Genomic DNA, 16,613 nt, shown 5'->3' on the forward strand with positions numbered 1-16,613 from the left:
ATACATATCAATGATTATGCAACAATTGTTATTTATTTCATTGCTGCTTTATTTAACTTTTATGCAAGGCAGATTTATAGTTTATTTAAGTTAGCTAATTGGCTCTGAAGCCAACTCCAGACTTCGAACTCAAAACTCAAACCCCACTTCTAAAACTTCCCTTTCTGATTTAACAATGCGAAATACTTATCTAAATTTACACCAAGAGATTTTTCCATTGAAGCTTTAAAATCTGCTGGTGTTGGATGTTTGTTTTTCCAATCTTTAAAATAATCCTGAAATGCTTTGTCGAATTTTTCCTTTCCGATTTGCGATTGCAACAGGTATAACCATAATGCTGTTTTGGCATAAGAGATTAGGCCATACTCTTCTGAAGTTTTGAAGTCTGCCGCAGGCGTTTCGATTGCAGATTCCATTGGTACATTAGATAATGCTCCATAAATGCTGGCTAAAAACTGATCGGTAGGTAAAGCTTTAATTTTTTCGGGAATGGCATCACCGAAAATAGAATTCGATTTGTATTTCTCTGCTTCGTACCTAAACTGATAGAAAGTATTGAAGCCTTCATCCTGCCAGGTATGGATTCTTTCATTACTGCCAAGCATACTCATGAACCAGTTATGGCCGACCTCATGTGTAATTACGCCATCCAATGTTTCCTTCTTTGCATCCGGGCTGGTAATTAATGTAATCGTTGGATATTCCATCCCACCGCTGGCATTATTTTTTGGTCCTTCAATGGCCTGTACTACAGGGTATTCATATTCACCAATCCACTGACTATATTTTTTGGTGGCATCTTTAATGTAATCGATACTATTTACCCAAAGCGTGTTTTTCTTGTTGTGATAATAGCTAAATGCATCAATAACTTTGCCCGATGCCAGTTGTACCGTATCATATTGAATCACCAGATCTTTATCCGCAAACCAGGCAAAATCAGGTACATTGCTGATGGAATAGGTAAGTGTTTTTGTCGCAGATTTTTGAGTAGGGCTGTAGATTACTGGTTGATTGTTGCGGTTGGCTGTGTTTTTCGAACCGATAGCTTTATAAGCTTTTAACTCATCTGCATTTTGGAGTGTGCCGGTTGCACCTACCACGTAAGCAGATGGAAGCGTAATGTTTACCTTGTAATCTGCATATTCACTGTAAAACTCACCCATATCCAGGTATGGGAATTCATGCCAGCCATTTCTATCAAATACTGCAGGTTTTGGGTACCATTGCGTCACCATAAATTCGGTATCGGCATAACCAGAACGTGAAAAATAACTCGGAAGCTGTACATTGAAATCAGTTGAAATGGAAATGGAATCTCCAGATTTTAATGGATTTGGCAACAGCACTTTAATAATATCAATGTATTCAGGATTTGGATGCGCTTCCGTTTTTGCTGCTTTACCATTAACCTTGAAGTTTAGTCCGTCGATACTGCCATAGGTTACGTTTTTCAGCTTTTCCTTACGGGAAGTGTCGTTCCTGATCTGTTTGAAAAGCGCCGTTGATTCACTTTTATAGGCATTTGGCCAGATATGAAACCAGATAAAATCGAGTGTTGAAGGCGAATTATTTTTATAGGTAATGGTTTCCGAACCCTTTAAGGATTTATTTTTATCATTTAAAGTGACATCAATGTTGTAGGTTAATTTTTGCTGGAAGTAATTTTCCTGGGCGAAGATGGAAAAGGAAAGTGTTGCTAATAATAAGGTTAAAATGTATTTCTGCATACTGATTATTTGATGGTATTGTATTTAAATTATTATAAGTATTTGCAAAGAACCTTTCACAAACACTCATTTTTAAACGATTTCGCAAACTATTTATTTCTATCGTATTGAAGTGCCGGATTACGGGCCTGATGCAAAATGGCAATGATTACGACCTGACTAAGTTTATCATTGATGATGAAATAGATGGAATAAGGAAAAACACCTGTATAAGCTGAACGGACGTTTTTATACTTGAGTTCGTAAATTTCAGGATTTTTCTGAATTCTGGCTATTGCTTTTTTAATCTCTTGTGCAAAGCGCTTTTCTAATCCCGGTTTTTTGTTTTTGTACCATTCTTTAGCTTCCCTTATATCTAATCTGACCTTATCTAAAAAATGTACACTAAAGTTCATTATTGATCGAATTCGTTCATTAACGCTGATAAAGGTTCAATTTTACTTGAATTTTTGGCTATTGATTGCAATCTAGAATCTAAAATTTCCTGATGCCATTCCGGTAAAGAAATATCAATTGATTCCACTTCTGGATACATGTTTTTAATCTTTTCCCAATCGTCAATAGAAAGTTGGACCGCGGTAATTTGCCCATCCTCATTTGATAAATATTGAATGCTCATATAACAAATTTAACAATTATTTCTTAAAAGACCTTTGCCTGATGCTGTTTTATACTTCTAAAATCCCGTATTCCTCTATTTTCCGGTAAAGTGTTGTCAGTCCGATTCCCAGAAGCCTCGAAGTTTCGGTTTTGTTGCCTTTGGTGTGGATCAAAACCTTTTGGATATGATGTTTTTCAACCTGCTGGAGATTAAAATCGTTTTGAAGCGGTGTAAGTTCAAAAAACTCTGACGGCAGGGCTGATAAGTTTAGCTCTTCTCCATCAGATAAAATCACCAGGCGCTCCATTACATTCTTCAATTCCCGGATGTTTCCCCGCCAATGATGTTTTTCAAAAATCTCCAGAATTTTATCATCGATGCGCAGTGAAGTCCGGTTGGATTTGATCGCAAATTCCTTTAAATAAAATTTTGCCAGAAGCGGAATATCAACCTTCCTTTCTCTCAAGGGAGGAAGCATAATGGTGAAAACCGAAAGACGGTAATATAAATCAGAACGGAACTTTCCAGCTGCTGCATCTGCTTTCAGGTCTTTATTTGTGGCTGCCAAAATGCGAACATTTACCTGCTGCGTATGCGTATCTCCAACTTTAATAAAACTTTGATTTTCCAGTACCCGCAAAAGCTTGGCCTGTAAATCGAGGTTCATTTCACCAATCTCATCCAGAAATAATGTTCCGCCATTGGCTTCTTCCAATAAGCCTTTTTTATCTTTATTTGCGCCGGTAAAAGCACCTGCTTTATAGCCAAATAGTTCACTTTCTAACAAATCAGGACTAAATCCGCTACAGTTTAAAGCCACAAAAGGCTTCGCCGCCCGCAGACTTTCATAATGAATAGATTGTGCGAAAACTTCCTTTCCTGTTCCGGTTTCGCCTAAAAGCAAAACGGTTGTATCCGTTTGGCTCACCCTTTTTGCTAAATCAATCGCTTCGTTTAACTTTTTCGATTGTCCGATAATGGTATTGAACTGATGTTTACCGGCAATCTTCTGTGATAATTCCGCTACACGCTGTTGCAGATTGGCTTTTTCAATGGCTTTATAGAGCAAAGGGATAATCTTATCGTTATCATCGCCTTTAACCAGGTAATCAAAAGCACCATTTTTAATGGCTAAAACACCATCAGAAATGGTCCCGTAAGCGGTTAAATTGATTACTTCCACATAAGGTTTCAGCAGTTTAATATCTTTAACCATGGCCACGCCATTTACATCAGGCAATTTCACATCGCTGATGACAATACTTACATCATTGTTTTTTAACAGCTTTAAGCCTTCTTTGCCGGTGGCGGCCTGTAAGGTTTTAAACCCCTCCAATTCTATAATTCTGGAAAGTAGACTGCTGATTTTTTTTTCATCATCAATGATGAGGATGATCCCGTTCATAGGTGTAATTTATAATGCAATATTAAAGATTTGAGATCGATTTTTTTTATTAAATTCTTCCATCATCACCAGAAAGTAATTTGTGTAGAAACAAATCGTTATCATATTCTTTTTCTACCTTTTTCGTTTCCAAATGCGCTAAATAAAACCATTTTAAGCATATTTGCTAGCCAAAGCAAATTCTAATGTTCAAAAGACTAACCCTTATATTCACCCTTTGTATTTTTGTAAATTTCTGTTTTGCCCAACAAGTTAGGCCAGCAAAATCTTCAGAAATTTACCGGGAGCTGAAAACGCTTAAGCATCTCCCGAAGGTGCTTTATCTGGCTGCCCACCCAGACGATGAAAATACAGGTTTACTTTCCTGGCTAATTAATGAGCAAAATGTAGAAACCGGTTATCTATCGCTGACAAGAGGAGATGGCGGACAAAATTTATTGGGTACCGAACAAGGTGCTGCCCTGGGTTTGATCAGAACGCACGAACTTTTAGAAGCACGTAAGCTGGATGGTGCACAGCAGTTTTTTACACGTGCCATTGACTTTGGCTTCTCAAAAAATATAGATTATACCTTTAAACAATGGGACGCAGATAGCATTACTGCTGATGTGGTTTGGGTAATTAGAAAATTCAGGCCAGATGTGATTATCTGTCGGTTTCCACCAACAGCTGCGGCCGGGCACGGACAACACGCGGCTTCAGCGGTAGTGGCAGAAAAGGCATTTAAACTCGCCGGAGATAAAACTGCTTTCCCCGGTCAGCTTAAATATGTTAATGTTTGGCAGCCCAAAAGATTGGTTTGGAATACTTTTCGTTTTGGCTCGGTAAATACCACAGCCGAAAACCAAATGAAAGCAACAGTTGGTCAGTATGACGCCCAATTGGGAATGGGTTACGGTGAGTTGGCTGGTTTAAGCCGGAGTTTACATAAAAGTCAGGGTGCAGGTACACAATCCGTAGCTGGGGTGAGAACAGAATATTTTACACCAGTTTTAGGCGATCCGGCTAAAGGTTCATTGTTTGATAGAATTCCCATGAACTGGTCTGAAAAAGGTGTGAATGATTTGGATGAATTGATCGATATTGTGCTTTTGTCTTTCGATTATAACCATCCTGATAAGAGTTTACATAGCCTGCTCATGTTGCGCAAAAAGATTTCGGAGTTGCAAGATCCAAACCTCAGAAAAGATAAATCAGCTGCAATTGATCATATCATTTTAAGCTGTACAGGTTTTATGGGTGAAGTGGTAACCAACCAGGCAGAAGCCATAGCAGGTAACAGTTATAATTTCCGTTTAAATGTGATTGCAAGATCTGCTGCTCCGGTATTGCTGGAGCAGGTAAACTGGATTAATCAGACTGATAATCTAAACCGGAAAGTTTCCGGAGATTCATTACTAACCATCGAACGTAAAATTCAAATTCCGGCAGGAGCAGCTTTAACAGAACCTTACTGGTTGGAAAAAACCGCAAAAAATGCCGCTACCTTTAGTGTAGCGAATGATACCTTAATTGGTTTAGCCGAAAACGAGTCTGTATTAAATGTTACATTGGCACTTAAAATCGGGACGGAGAAATTTACCGTGAAACTGCCGCTATCTTTTAAAAAGTTAGATCCGGTTAAAGGTGATGTGGTAGAGCAGCTCAGAATTGTTCCTGCGCTCGACTTAAGTTTTGCTGAGCCTGTTTATTTCGCTAAAGAGAAGGAGGGATTATCAGTTACTTTACGCTTAAAAGCTAATCAAAATATCAATTATGGAAGTGTAAGTTTCAAAATAGGAAACAGTACTCTCAAAACCTTTACCGGAATTAATTTGCCGGAAAATACCGTTACCATTAAAGATTTTTTAATTCCTGCGGAAGATTTATCGAAAATTAAAACCAGTCAGAATAAGCTGGAGGCGGTTTTTTCTGCAGAGAACAACGCTTTCAATAAAGGACAGGTATTGATTCAGTATCCTCATTTACCTTCCCTACAATATTTTGTACCGGCGGCTACCTGGCTGTTAAAAGGTGATGTAAAAGTCCTTGCTAAAAAAGTAGGTTATATTCAGGGTGCGGGCGATTTAATTCCAGGGTTTTTACGTCAGGCTGGTTTGCAGGTTGATGTGTTAACGGAAGCAGATATTCTTAATCCTTTAAAGCTTGCCACTTATGATGCTGTTGTAACCGGTGTCAGGGTAATTAACACAGAAAAGCGAATCAAAAACTGGCAACCTGCTTTAAAAAGCTATGTGGAAAATGGGGGAACTATTGTGATGCAATACAACACCACCCAGGATATGGCGCTAACAGATTTTGGTATTTATCCTTTTAGTATCAGCGGAAAAAGGGTTACTGAAGAAAATGCTGTAGTTAAATTCCTGATTCCAAATCATAAATTGTTAAACTATCCGAATAAAATTACTGCAGCAGACTTTAATGGCTGGGTGCAGGAGCGTGGGGCTTATTTTCCGGATAAATGGGATGATAAATATGAACCACTTTTTGAAATGAACGATACCGGAGAAGAGCCTTTAAAAGGATCAACGTTGTATGCGAAGTACGGAAAAGGTAACTTTATTTATTCGCCGTTGGCATTTTTCAGGCAGTTGCCTGCTGGCAATGTTGGGGCAACAAGGTTGTTTTTTAACTTTATATCGGCTGGTAAATAGGCATTTTAGTAGTAATAATTAATTCTTTTCATTAAATTTGAAATATGGATACTATGCGAATTGATATATTAAACCCTAAAGCTACCAGGCTTTTAAAAGACTTGGCTGCCTTAAATCTTATCGCAATTCAAGATACTTCTAAAAATGGTTTTGCAGATATCCTTAAAAAACTGAGGTCTAAATCTAAATCGGTCCCTACAATTGAAGAAATTACCAATGAGGTGGAAATAGTACGATTTAAGCGTTATGCAAAATCAGAAAAGTAGAATTATTATTGATACTAATCTTTGGATTAGCTTTTTAATTACTAAAGACTTCTCTAAACTCGACGAAATCATCTTTTCAAAAAAAGCTGTTTTAATTTTTAGCAAGGAATTATTAAATGAATTTTTGGAGGTGGTTAAACGACCAAAACTTCGCAGGTATTTTCAGATTCAAGATTTAGAAGAATTACTGGAAACAATAGACGAGTATGCAGAATTTGTTAAAGTTAAAACGGAGATAAATCTTTGCAGAGATGAAAAAGACAATTTTCTGCTTTCTTTAGCCGTAGATGGTCATGTAGATTTTCTATTAACTGGAGATAAAGATTTACTAATCTTAAACTACATTGAAAAAACTAAAATTACTATGATCTCCAGGTTTATGGAAGAAGATTTTATACAAATCGTGGAGAAATAACTTTTGTTGAAATAAATGAAAAATCAGCTCAAAAACTGGAACGCCTGGTATATTTTACTTGCACTCGCGTTGGTATTCCAGATAGTATTTTATTATTTTTTTACTAAATATTGGGCATGAGTACTATCGATTGGTGCGTACTCATTTTTACCTTATCAGCCGTTGTGGTTTACGGAGTTTTCATCGGCCGCGGCCAAAAAAGTAACGAATCTTATTTAAAAGCAGATAGTAAAATGCCCTGGTACATTGTGTTGCTGGGCATTATGGCTACACAAGCAAGTGCCATTACTTTTTTATCAGCTCCCGGGCAAGCCTATACCGATGGAATGCGCTTTGTGCAATATTATTTTGGTTTGCCATTGGCGATGATTGTGATTTGCATTACTTTCATTCCAATATTTCAAAGGCTAAATGTTTACACCGCTTATGAGTATTTGGAAAACCGATTTGATAAAAAAACAAGAGTTTTAACTTCTTTGCTTTTTTTGTTTTCCAGAGGCTTATCTACCGGGATCAGCATTTATGCACCGAGTATAATTTTATCAAGCGCATTAAACTGGAACATTTATTTAACAAATGTTTTAACCGGTGGGATTCTTTTAATTTACACCTATGTTGGTGGCGCCAAAGCCATTGCCCACACGCAAAAATTACAGTTTTTAATCATATTAGGCACCATAGCTTTTGCAGGTTACTTATTGGTGCAAAATATGCCAAATGGAGTTGGATTTAGCGATGCGCTTTATCTCGCCGGCAAATCCGGGAAACTAAATGTCATTACCACAGACTTCGATTGGAAAGATAAATACAACATTTGGAGTGGATTAATTGGTGGTTTTTTTCTGGCGCTTTCTTACTTTGGTACCGATCAAAGCCAGGTAGGGCGATACATCACTGCAAAAGATAATACCAATGCAAAGATGGGTTTATTGTTAAATGGTTTGGTTAAAATACCGATGCAATTTGCCATTCTTTTAATTGGTGCATTGCTGTTTGCTTTCTTTTCGTTAAAACCAGCACCCATTTATTTTAATGAGCGATCGTACCAATATCTAAAAGAAACAAAGCCAGAGCAGGCGGCAGTTTTTGAGAAGGAACATCAGGCTTTGGCTAAGAAATTCAATTATCAGTCTCAGGCTATCCTGGCACAAAGAGAAAGTCATTCACCTAACTTAAATACATCCATTGCAAATTTCAAAGCCACTCAAAATGATGTTAAAGCATTACATGGCAGGGTGGAAGAGGCTATTAATCAATCTAATTTCAATGCAGAAAAAACAGATACCAATTATATCTTTCTCTATTTTGTAAAGAGTACGTTGCCCGTTGGGATGATAGGATTATTATTTGCAGTAATTTTTCTGGCAAGTTGGGGCTCTATTTCTGCAGCGTTAAACTCATTGGCATCTTCCTCATTAAAGGATGTACATTTAATTTTCAGTAAAAAGGAAATTGATGATGCAACAGAATTGAAATATAGCAGATTGCATACCCTGGCCTGGGGGATATTTTCTATCGCAGTAGCCATGTTCGCCACACAAATGGGTTCGCTGATTGAAGCCGTAAATGTGTTGGGTTCACTTTTCTACGGACCAATTCTGGGTATTTTCCTGGTGGCATTTTATTTTAAGAAGATAGATGGTGCTCTGGTATTTATTTCTGCCATCTTATCAGAAATTGCCGTAGTTGCCGTTTATGAATTCGATATTGTCTCTTTTCTCTGGTTAAATGTAATCGGAGCGGCTGCGGTAATCATTTTTTCGACTTTAGGATTATTATTTTATCGCCCCAAAGCACTAAATTCGTAAAGTCAAAAAACAACAAAAACAAATAATTATACTAATATGAAAACGATCATTAAATCTATTACATTGCTTTTAACGGCAATAACGGTCTCAACCAGTGCAATGGCACAGGAAGCTCAGCCAAAACCAAGTCCGGCAGCTACTGCAACCGGAAAAGTAAAAGGGGCAACCATCACCATCAACTACAGCAGTCCGGCAGTAAAAGGGCGTAAAATTTTTGGCGGCTTAGAGGCATACGATAAAGTTTGGCGTGCAGGTGCAAATGAAGCTACAGTTTTTGAAACTGATAAAGATATTATGGTAGAAGGAAAACCATTAGCAGCTGGAAAATATAGTTTCTTTTTAGTTCCTAAAGAAAGCGGAACCTGGACAGCTGTTTTTAACAAAGAGCCAAAACAATGGGGTGCTTATAAATATGAAGAAGCTAAAGATGCTTTACGTGTTGATGTTAAAGTAAAACCATTAAAAGCGACTCAAGAGCGTTTAGTCTACAAAATCACTAAAGCAGGTTTCTCTTTAGATTGGGATAAGGTTTCTGTTCCTGTATCAATTAAATAAGAAAATTACAATCATTTTAAAAGCCATTCCGATTTCGGAATGGCTTTTTTGTTGCCAGATGTATTTGTAAAGAAAAGATAACATAACCCTAACTTCATTCTAAAATATTATTTTAGTCAGATATTAAAACCACATAATGAAAATTTTTATCCGACTAATGTCCTGCCTGCTGCTTTCTCAGTTAAACGTTTTAGCTCAGCAAAGTAAAGACAACTTCTCTATTAATGGAAAGCAACCTGTAGCGTTGGTTAATGTATTTTTGGGTTCTTCAGGAGATCATGGTCAAATGTCACCTGCAGCTTCCTATCCATTTAGCATGTTGAGTATCGGGCCGCAGACTTATCCAAAAACGCATACGGGTTACGAGCACCTGGCCAAGAAATTTGAAGGCTTTACACATAACCGTTTTGAGGGGGTAGGTTGTCAGGGTTCTGGAGGAAATATACTAATTAAGCCTTTTCTAGGTGATGATCCTTCGAAAACAGAATTGTTGAAAGTTACAGAAAAGGCTAGTCCGGGTTATTATGCGGTAGGTTTTGAGAACAAAATAAGCGCCGAATTAAGTGTTCTAGGTAATGCCGGAAAGCATGTTTATCAGTTTCCAAAAGGCAATAAGGGTTTTTATCTGGATCTAAGCTATGCTTTTAATAATGCGTTTGTGGATGAACAGCATCAGATTAAAGGTAATACGGTTACCGGATGGATTACCTCCAAAACGACCTGCAGCGTCGGGAAATATAAAATCTATTATTCGCTATCTGTAGTAGATGGAGTCTCGTGGAAAGATAATGGCAATCATCAGTTGGTGCTGATGCTTCCTGAAGACGCTGTTGTTGCAGAAATTAATGTGGCCTTATCGTCTGTCAGTGCAGAAGCGGCAGCATCAGCAATTAACAAAAACTCATTTGATCAATTTAAATTGCAAAGTGCGATAGATTGGAACCGGAATTTAAAAAAGATTGAAGTGAAGGGCAATGTAACAGATGCGAGGTTGTTTTATTCGCTCTTGTACCGCACCATGCAATCGCCATACGTAATTTCGGAGAAGAACGGGCAGTATAGAAACACGAAAGGAGACCTTAAGAAAGATAAACAAGTGCATTATAATGGATGGGCCATCTGGGATAATTACCGCACTCAATTGCCTTTGTTATCTCTCATTAATCAAAGTGAATATGCAGGAATGGTATCATCGATCGCTGAACTATACGAGTCGGGCAAAAAGGATTATGCGGGGCAGAATGAGCCTTCCAATACCGTCCGTTCTGAGCATGCCATTGTGGTGCTTTTAGATGCTTACCGGAAAGGTTATCCGGTTGATTTCAAAAAAATAGCAGACTCGCTGGTTAAGGAAGTAAATGGTTTGGATTATAAATCGCCGGATAAAGCTTTAGAAACAAGTTATGATCATTGGGCTTTAGCAGAGATATTTGCCATTTTAAAAAATAAAGAGCGGGCTGATTTTTATAAAAATAAGGCTTTGGAATACCGGAAATACTGGAATAAAGATTTCAAAGATTTAAATAAGAATGATGTAGACCGGATGCAGGCCCGGGGTTTATATCAGGGAACCATCTGGCAATATCGCTGGTTTGTACCTTATGATGTTAAAGGATTAATAACGCTAGATGGTGGGGAAGAAGCTTACCTCGCTCACCTTGATGAATTTTTCGCCAAAGATTTATATAATCATGCCAATGAGCCTGATTTGCAGGTACCATTGATGTATAACGTTACCCGGGCGGGTTACAAATCTCAATATTGGATGCATCAGTTAGCTGCAGATACGGTAATTCAGAATTATTTTAATGATAATAGTCGGGGGATTGGTTCTTACATCGGAAAGATTTATAAAAATGAGCCGGAAGCCTATTTAAGAACAATGGATGATGATGCCGGAGCCATGAGTGCCTGGTATGTTTTTACGGCCAGTGGGTTTTCTCCGGCCTGCGTAGGGTGGCCAGTGTATTATTTGAATGTTCCTCTGTTCCCTTCTTTAACTTATAACTTACCAAAAGGAAGAACTTTCAAAATAGAAACAGAAAATTTTGACCTGAAAAATAAGTATATCCAGGCTGTATTTTTAAATGATAAACCATTCAAAAGGAATTACATTACGCAGGATGAAATCAATGCGGGTGGTGTATTAAAAATTGTTTCTGCCGCAGAGCCTGTTAAAGTTTCTGATACGGAGAACTGGATTTCATCCATTGAAAACTAATTATAAAAATTATGTTGAGATGGCAAACATATTTTTAATAGGCATGTTATTCTGATATAAAATTTATTAACATGGCCCCATTAAAAATAAGCGAAGAACAGCATGCTACGTTGAGCAATAAAAACACCTCAGAATTATTAAACGATCAATCATTGGAATTACACCCGGAGGCTTATAAAGTTAAAGGTCCTTCACCAGAAAAAATGCAGAGTGTATCATCATCTTTAAGATCATATGCGCACGGTTTATACGGGTTGTTGTAGATTTCTCATAACAAAATAGAAATGTCTGCTTATCACTAAGCGGACATTTTTTTTAACCTGAATTTTTGACATTGATGAAGAAGCAAATTCTATTCGCAATACCCGGGCGTTGGCGCACTAAGACTGCCGCAGTATCTTTTGTAGATAGAATCTTTAATAAACTTAGTTTTCCCCACAAGAATTAAAGTTGTCAAAACTTTGCATCGACTTACAATTCAGCTTTGACAACTTACCAGCGATTTTGATCTTAAAGTTGTCAAAACTTTAATCAGCTTATATGATATAAAAAAACCGCTCTGAGATTATTCAGAACGGTTTTGACTAAATTTTTAATTTTTCTTAGAAAGAATAACCAACCGAGAAACCTAATACGCGGTTAGTTAATTTGTTATCGTTGTTATTTGCTCTTCTGTCTTTTGGTGTTAAATCTGTAAGACCTAAACCATAGTTAGCACCAACAGAAATACCTGAATTTAAGCGGTAAGCTAAACCAAAATTAGCGCCAAATTCTGTGCTGCCATAGTTTTTATCAGTTGCACTACCAAAAGATAAGTCATTTTCACCTGAACTTGTGATTGTTGAACTTGAGTTATTTGTATTATTAACCGCAGTAGCAGTAGATTCTAATTTGTTTTTTCCAGACACGTTGAAACCAATGTACGGACCAGCGCTGATTTGAATCGCTCCTGCATCACCAGTAGGGATTCTAAATACTGCATTAACTGGAACCTCAATAGTCATTAAACTAGTTTTATTGCTAGAAATTGTTGTAGTAGTAATATTCGCAGCCGTTACAACATTTGTCGACTCGAACTTTGCACCCTTATTTTGTAAGGAAATTCCCGGTTGGATGAAGAAGTTGTTTCCCACACCAAAATCTGCAAATGCGGTAACATTGAAACCAACGTTATCTTTTACATTGTCGTTAAAGGCTTCATTATTTCCACCACTAGTGTGGAATCTTGCCAAGTTAACCCCTGCTTTAATTCCGAATCTAGCATCCGAACCTGTCATTGTTGTTGTTTGTGCGAAAGCACCTGTTGCCATTAATAATACTGATGCACTTAATAATAATTTTTTCATGATATTTTTTCTTTTAGGTAAAGAATCTTGTTTAAAATTTAAGGTATAACCTATTGTTAATTACCAGCCTCAATTCCAAAAGCTGTGCCAAAGTCTTTAACTCACTAATAAATCCGGCACTAATGAATTGGCTATCAGGTTCTTTTTTTAATAAATTTTGTCAGAAATAGCAGATTTGCTTTTCTTTAATACCGGGTTGTAAATTGTATACAAATCAGGAATCTATTGAAAAGCGAGCGCTTTTCGACTCATAAACCAACTTTTAGCGGGTTAGTATTTAATAACAGTTTCTAGTCTTAACTAATTTTTTAACAGAAAAACGAATTTGAAAACTGATTAAATATGACATTCCATCAATTTTTATAGTGATGATGTGATTTAAGTTTTCTGAGGTTTTTTCTTCGCTGCCGGAAAAAGTACATTATTTAAGATTAAGCGGTACCCCGCAGAATTAGGATGTAAATTTAAGTCTGTTGGAGGATCGCCAACTGCGTGCTGATAATCTTCAGGATCATGGCCTCCATAAAATGTAAACTGTCCTTTACCAATCTCTCCATGTAAGTACCTCACTTCCGCAGCACCTTTATTTTCACCCAATACCGTTACACTTGGTTTAACTAAACTTTTTTTAAAGGCAGTGGTTTGTCCCATAAAGCCCTTAATTACCTTATCATGGTTTTGGGTAAGCATACTAGGAACCAAGTCCCATTTTGCAGAAAAATCAAACAAGGTAAAATAATCGTTCGTTTGGTTAAGTGTTCTAAACTGGGTAACATCAATATCCGAAAATTCGTAATTCATCGGATTGTTATCCAGCTTAAAATTTTGAAAAGCCAATGTTTTATTAAAGTCTAATTTTGCCTGTGCATTTGGATCAGCAGCATCACCATCAAACATCTGTGCACAAATATCTACGCCGTCAGCGGCTAGAGCAATGTCAAAACTATCCGTTCCGGAGCACATGGCAAACATAAAGCCACCTCCGGCACAATATTCTTTAATGTGTTTCGCAACAGCAAGCTTCATTTCAGAAACCTTTTTGAAACCCAGGCGATTTGCTAACTTTTCCTGATTTTTCACATCTTCCTGATACCAGGTTGCATACCTGAAGTTAGACCAGAAACGACCATATTGCCCGGTAAAATCTTCATGGTGAAGATGTAACCAGTCGTATTTACTGAGTTTATCATTGATAATATCATCATCATAAATCACCTCATAAGGAATCTCAGCATAAGTGAGTACCAGGGTTACGGCATCGTCCCAGGGCAATTTACTTTTAGGAGAGTAAACCGCAATTTTAGGTGTTTTCTCCAGCTTAACCATTTCCATGTTTACTGACGGGTCACTGATCTCGTTTAAAAGATTCACTACTTTACCATCAGCCATTACTTCATAAGAAACACCTCTGATTTTTAATTCATCCTCAACACTTTTATTGTACTTGATCAGAAAACTTCCGCCCCGATAGTTTAAAAGCCAATCTACTTCTACCTGTTTACTGATCGTCCAGTAGGCAATTCCATAAGCTTTGAGGTGGTTTTTCTGATCTTCGTCCATATAAATTAATAGGGAAGAAGCCCGAACACTGAGTGCGCAAAACAGACAAAACAATAGGATATAATATTTCTTTCTCAAAATGACCTCGCTTAAAATACTAAAATACCTCATTTAAACTGTTTAGAAAAATTTAATAATATCAGATGTAATACTATTTTGTTATTTTTGCCTTTTACTTTAAAAAATGAATTGTTTTTTAAGGCGTTAAAAATTAAATTTAGTACCCAAAATTGATATGAGTAAAGCAATAATAAAAACCGAAAAAGGTGATATGACTGTTGAGTTCTTTGAAAAAGATGCTCCAAAAGCAGTTGCAAACTTCAAAAAATTAGCGAATGAAGGCTTTTATGATGGTGTAACTTTTCACCGTGTAATTCCGAACTTCATGGTTCAAACCGGTTGTCCGAATTCAAAAGATCCGGCTAAAGCACATTTGGCAGGTACAGGTGGCCCGGGCTATAAAATAGATTGTGAATTAGATGGTGAAAATCAATATCACGATCGTGGTGTATTGTCAATGGCTCACGCTGGTCGCAACACTGGTGGTTCTCAGTTTTTCATCTGCCATAGCAGAGCAAACACAGCACACTTAGACCGTAACCATACTGTTTTTGGTAAAGCTATCGAAAATGTTGATCTTGTGGATGATATCCGCCAGGGAGATAAAATTGTAGGAATTGAAATAATCGAAGATTAAAACGCGTTGAGCGTTTGGCAATAAGTGGTTTAATCCGCTAAACTCCAACCGCTAACCGCTTAACAAAATATTATGAATTTAAGAGGAATTGTTGCCGTATCCGGCAGACCAGGTTTATTTAAACTGGTTGGACAAAATAAAGTGGGTTACATTTTAGAGGGTTTAGATGCTCAGAAAACTAAAGTTGTAGCCAATATCACCAATACAAAATTAGCTTCGTTAGAAGATATTACGGTATATGGTGAAGATGAAGAAATCAAATTATCAGAGATCTTCGCTAAAATATCTGAGAAAGGTACTACACCAGATTTAAAAGGTGATTTACGCACTTATTTTTTAGAAGTTGCCCCTGGTCATGATCAGGAAAAGGTTTATGCTTCTGATATGAAGAAAATTATTACCTGGTACAACCTGCTAAAAGATTTACCTTTATTTACAGAAGAGACTCCGGAAACTCCAGGTTCTCCTGCAGAAGTAAGCCTGGCTGAAGAAAAAGTTGCTGCTGATAAAAAGCAGAAATCTTCAAGTTCAAAAGGTTCGGCCAGTGCTAAAGCAACTACAAAAACTTCAGCGCCTGCTAAGAAAGCCAGCATGACCAGTAAGAAAGGCGTTTAAGCTTTTTGCTAAAAATTTTAGAAGCACCAGGCAGCCTGTCTGGTGCTTTTTCTTTAAAAGAAATAGTAAAGGATTGCCACAATTACCAGTGAGATGATAATACTAATCCATAACATTCTATTGTTGCCACTTTGATTACTTCTGTAGCGGTATTGGCGTTTATATTTATCTAACATGTCTTTTTTATTAAATGATGATTTTGGAATTCTAATTCCATAGTGCTTTTCGTACTAAATTTGGTTTTATATTTTAGGCATGATGGTAAGGTTCGCCCTTTAGGATGCTAAATCCACGGTACAATTGCTCCACAAAAAACAACCGGATCATTTGATGCGAAAAAGTCATGTCAGATAGGGAGATTAAACCATTTGCCCTTTTATAAATGCTTTCATCGAAGCCATAAGGCCCTCCGATAATAAAAATGAGGTGCTGCACACTTCCGATCATTTGCTTATTCAGGTAAGTTGAAAAATCAACTGAGGTGTACTTTTTGCCCTTCTCATCCAATAAAATAACAACATCACCATTATTAATTTGTTTGTGTAAGAGTTCTGCTTCCTTATTTTTTTGCTGTGCTTCACTCAGGTTTTTTACATTTTTAACATCCGGAATAGGTAGGAAACTGAAATTAATGTAATGCTTCAGGCGGTTAATATATTTATCAATCCCCTCGATCAAATACTTATCCTCGGTTTTGCCAATGGCTATTAAAGTGATCTTCATTTAATATTTTGTTATCT

Annotated in this window: 17 protein-coding genes; 9 read left to right on the forward strand and 8 right to left on the reverse strand. The window is 37.1% G+C overall.

Features of this window, described 5'->3' with window-relative positions:
- Nucleotides 1–149: 149 nt before the first annotated feature.
- From GJU39_RS02060 to GJU39_RS02075, 4 genes are all read right to left on the reverse strand, one after another.
- On the reverse strand, nt 150–1,730 hold the full coding sequence (locus GJU39_RS02060) for a M1 family metallopeptidase (RefSeq protein WP_154279023.1): 1,581 nt from the start codon (nt 1,728–1,730) through the stop codon (nt 150–152).
- Nucleotides 1,731–1,819: 89 nt separating this feature from the next.
- Nucleotides 1,820–2,125 carry a type II toxin-antitoxin system RelE/ParE family toxin gene (locus tag GJU39_RS02065; protein ID WP_154279024.1) on the reverse strand — a complete coding sequence of 102 codons (306 nt, stop codon included), beginning with the start codon at nt 2,123–2,125 and terminating at the stop codon, nt 1,820–1,822.
- Entirely contained in the window at nt 2,125–2,349 is a 225-nt protein-coding gene (locus GJU39_RS02070) for a hypothetical protein (RefSeq protein WP_154279025.1), read from the reverse strand. Before GJU39_RS02070 ends, GJU39_RS02065 begins: the two co-directional genes overlap by 1 nt.
- A gap of 49 nt (nt 2,350–2,398) precedes the next feature.
- Nucleotides 2,399–3,736 (reverse strand): sigma-54-dependent transcriptional regulator, encoded by a 1,338-nt coding sequence (locus GJU39_RS02075; protein WP_154279026.1) that lies wholly within the window; start codon nt 3,734–3,736, stop codon nt 2,399–2,401.
- A 185-nt stretch (nt 3,737–3,921) separates the two neighbouring features.
- Here GJU39_RS02075 and GJU39_RS02080 point away from each other — a divergent pair, with 185 nt between their 5' ends.
- The 7 genes from GJU39_RS02080 (at nt 3,922) to GJU39_RS02110 (ending at nt 11,918) form a co-directional block, all read left to right on the forward strand.
- Entirely contained in the window at nt 3,922–6,390 is a 2,469-nt protein-coding gene (locus tag GJU39_RS02080) for a PIG-L family deacetylase (protein ID WP_154279027.1), read from the forward strand.
- Nucleotides 6,391–6,434: 44 nt separating this feature from the next.
- Nucleotides 6,435–6,656, forward strand: coding sequence for a hypothetical protein (locus tag GJU39_RS02085; RefSeq protein ID WP_154279028.1), 222 nt, complete (start codon nt 6,435–6,437; stop codon nt 6,654–6,656).
- The gene (locus tag GJU39_RS02090) at nt 6,637–7,071 is read left to right on the forward strand and encodes a putative toxin-antitoxin system toxin component, PIN family (protein WP_154279029.1); all 435 of its coding nucleotides are present in this window, start codon (nt 6,637–6,639) and stop codon (nt 7,069–7,071) included. Before GJU39_RS02085 ends, GJU39_RS02090 begins: the two co-directional genes overlap by 20 nt.
- A 116-nt stretch (nt 7,072–7,187) precedes the next feature.
- Nucleotides 7,188–8,879: a sodium:solute symporter gene (locus tag GJU39_RS02095; RefSeq protein WP_154279030.1), complete on the forward strand. Its 1,692-nt coding sequence runs from the start codon at nt 7,188–7,190 to the stop codon at nt 8,877–8,879.
- 36 nt (nt 8,880–8,915) lie between these two features.
- Complete coding sequence (locus tag GJU39_RS02100) at nt 8,916–9,434, forward strand: DUF2911 domain-containing protein (RefSeq protein ID WP_154279031.1); 519 nt, start codon at nt 8,916–8,918, stop codon at nt 9,432–9,434.
- Nucleotides 9,435–9,570: 136 nt separating this feature from the next.
- Nucleotides 9,571–11,655: a glycoside hydrolase domain-containing protein gene (locus GJU39_RS02105; protein WP_154279032.1), complete on the forward strand. Its 2,085-nt coding sequence runs from the start codon at nt 9,571–9,573 to the stop codon at nt 11,653–11,655.
- 71 nt (nt 11,656–11,726) lie between these two features.
- The gene (locus GJU39_RS02110; protein ID WP_154279033.1) at nt 11,727–11,918 is read left to right on the forward strand and encodes a hypothetical protein; all 192 of its coding nucleotides are present in this window, start codon (nt 11,727–11,729) and stop codon (nt 11,916–11,918) included.
- Nucleotides 11,919–12,257: 339 nt separating this feature from the next.
- On the opposite strand, the gene GJU39_RS02115 is transcribed toward GJU39_RS02110, so the two are convergent.
- Nucleotides 12,258–13,001 carry an outer membrane beta-barrel protein gene (locus GJU39_RS02115; protein ID WP_154279034.1) on the reverse strand — a complete coding sequence of 248 codons (744 nt, stop codon included), beginning with the start codon at nt 12,999–13,001 and terminating at the stop codon, nt 12,258–12,260.
- Nucleotides 13,002–13,379: 378 nt separating this feature from the next.
- Nucleotides 13,380–14,561 (reverse strand): asparagine synthetase B, encoded by a 1,182-nt coding sequence (locus GJU39_RS02120; RefSeq protein ID WP_154279035.1) that lies wholly within the window; start codon nt 14,559–14,561, stop codon nt 13,380–13,382.
- A gap of 235 nt (nt 14,562–14,796) precedes the next feature.
- On the opposite strand from GJU39_RS02120, the gene GJU39_RS02125 reads away from it, so the two are divergent.
- Complete coding sequence (locus tag GJU39_RS02125) at nt 14,797–15,258, forward strand: peptidylprolyl isomerase (protein ID WP_154279036.1); 462 nt, start codon at nt 14,797–14,799, stop codon at nt 15,256–15,258.
- A 72-nt stretch (nt 15,259–15,330) separates the two neighbouring features.
- Nucleotides 15,331–15,873: a DUF5606 family protein gene (locus GJU39_RS02130; protein ID WP_154279037.1), complete on the forward strand. Its 543-nt coding sequence runs from the start codon at nt 15,331–15,333 to the stop codon at nt 15,871–15,873.
- 53 nt (nt 15,874–15,926) lie between these two features.
- Here GJU39_RS02130 and GJU39_RS24040 read toward each other — a convergent pair whose 3' ends face one another.
- Both GJU39_RS24040 and rlmH read right to left on the reverse strand, forming a co-directional pair.
- Nucleotides 15,927–16,049: a hypothetical protein gene (locus GJU39_RS24040; protein ID WP_280790403.1), complete on the reverse strand. Its 123-nt coding sequence runs from the start codon at nt 16,047–16,049 to the stop codon at nt 15,927–15,929.
- A gap of 73 nt (nt 16,050–16,122) precedes the next feature.
- A complete protein-coding gene (rlmH, locus tag GJU39_RS02135) occupies nt 16,123–16,596 on the reverse strand; it encodes a 23S rRNA (pseudouridine(1915)-N(3))-methyltransferase RlmH (RefSeq protein ID WP_154279038.1) in 474 nt (157 codons plus the stop codon).
- Nucleotides 16,597–16,613: the final 17 nt, after the last annotated feature.

The organism is Pedobacter petrophilus (genome assembly GCF_009674725.1).
In the GTDB taxonomy this organism is placed as follows: domain Bacteria; phylum Bacteroidota; class Bacteroidia; order Sphingobacteriales; family Sphingobacteriaceae; genus Pedobacter; species Pedobacter petrophilus.

Excerpts from the sequence above, each read along its gene's own strand:
- GJU39_RS02060 (WP_154279023.1), bottom strand. The coding sequence starts at position 1,730 with ATGCAGAAATACATTTTAACCTTATTATTAGCAACACTTTCCTTTTCC.
- GJU39_RS02065 (WP_154279024.1), bottom strand. The coding sequence starts at position 2,125 with ATGAACTTTAGTGTACATTTTTTAGATAAGGTCAGATTAGATATAAGG.
- GJU39_RS02070 (WP_154279025.1), bottom strand. The coding sequence starts at position 2,349 with ATGAGCATTCAATATTTATCAAATGAGGATGGGCAAATTACCGCGGTC.
- GJU39_RS02075 (WP_154279026.1), bottom strand. The coding sequence starts at position 3,736 with ATGAACGGGATCATCCTCATCATTGATGATGAAAAAAAAATCAGCAGT.
- GJU39_RS02080 (WP_154279027.1), top strand. The coding sequence starts at position 3,922 with ATGTTCAAAAGACTAACCCTTATATTCACCCTTTGTATTTTTGTAAAT.
- GJU39_RS02085 (WP_154279028.1), top strand. The coding sequence starts at position 6,435 with ATGGATACTATGCGAATTGATATATTAAACCCTAAAGCTACCAGGCTT.
- GJU39_RS02090 (WP_154279029.1), top strand. The coding sequence starts at position 6,637 with ATGCAAAATCAGAAAAGTAGAATTATTATTGATACTAATCTTTGGATT.
- GJU39_RS02095 (WP_154279030.1), top strand. The coding sequence starts at position 7,188 with ATGAGTACTATCGATTGGTGCGTACTCATTTTTACCTTATCAGCCGTT.
- GJU39_RS02100 (WP_154279031.1), top strand. The coding sequence starts at position 8,916 with ATGAAAACGATCATTAAATCTATTACATTGCTTTTAACGGCAATAACG.
- GJU39_RS02105 (WP_154279032.1), top strand. The coding sequence starts at position 9,571 with ATGAAAATTTTTATCCGACTAATGTCCTGCCTGCTGCTTTCTCAGTTA.
- GJU39_RS02110 (WP_154279033.1), top strand. The coding sequence starts at position 11,727 with ATGGCCCCATTAAAAATAAGCGAAGAACAGCATGCTACGTTGAGCAAT.
- GJU39_RS02115 (WP_154279034.1), bottom strand. The coding sequence starts at position 13,001 with ATGAAAAAATTATTATTAAGTGCATCAGTATTATTAATGGCAACAGGT.
- GJU39_RS02120 (WP_154279035.1), bottom strand. The coding sequence starts at position 14,561 with ATGGACGAAGATCAGAAAAACCACCTCAAAGCTTATGGAATTGCCTAC.
- GJU39_RS02125 (WP_154279036.1), top strand. The coding sequence starts at position 14,797 with ATGAGTAAAGCAATAATAAAAACCGAAAAAGGTGATATGACTGTTGAG.
- GJU39_RS02130 (WP_154279037.1), top strand. The coding sequence starts at position 15,331 with ATGAATTTAAGAGGAATTGTTGCCGTATCCGGCAGACCAGGTTTATTT.
- GJU39_RS24040 (WP_280790403.1), bottom strand. The coding sequence starts at position 16,049 with ATGTTAGATAAATATAAACGCCAATACCGCTACAGAAGTAATCAAAGT.
- rlmH (WP_154279038.1), bottom strand. The coding sequence starts at position 16,596 with ATGAAGATCACTTTAATAGCCATTGGCAAAACCGAGGATAAGTATTTG.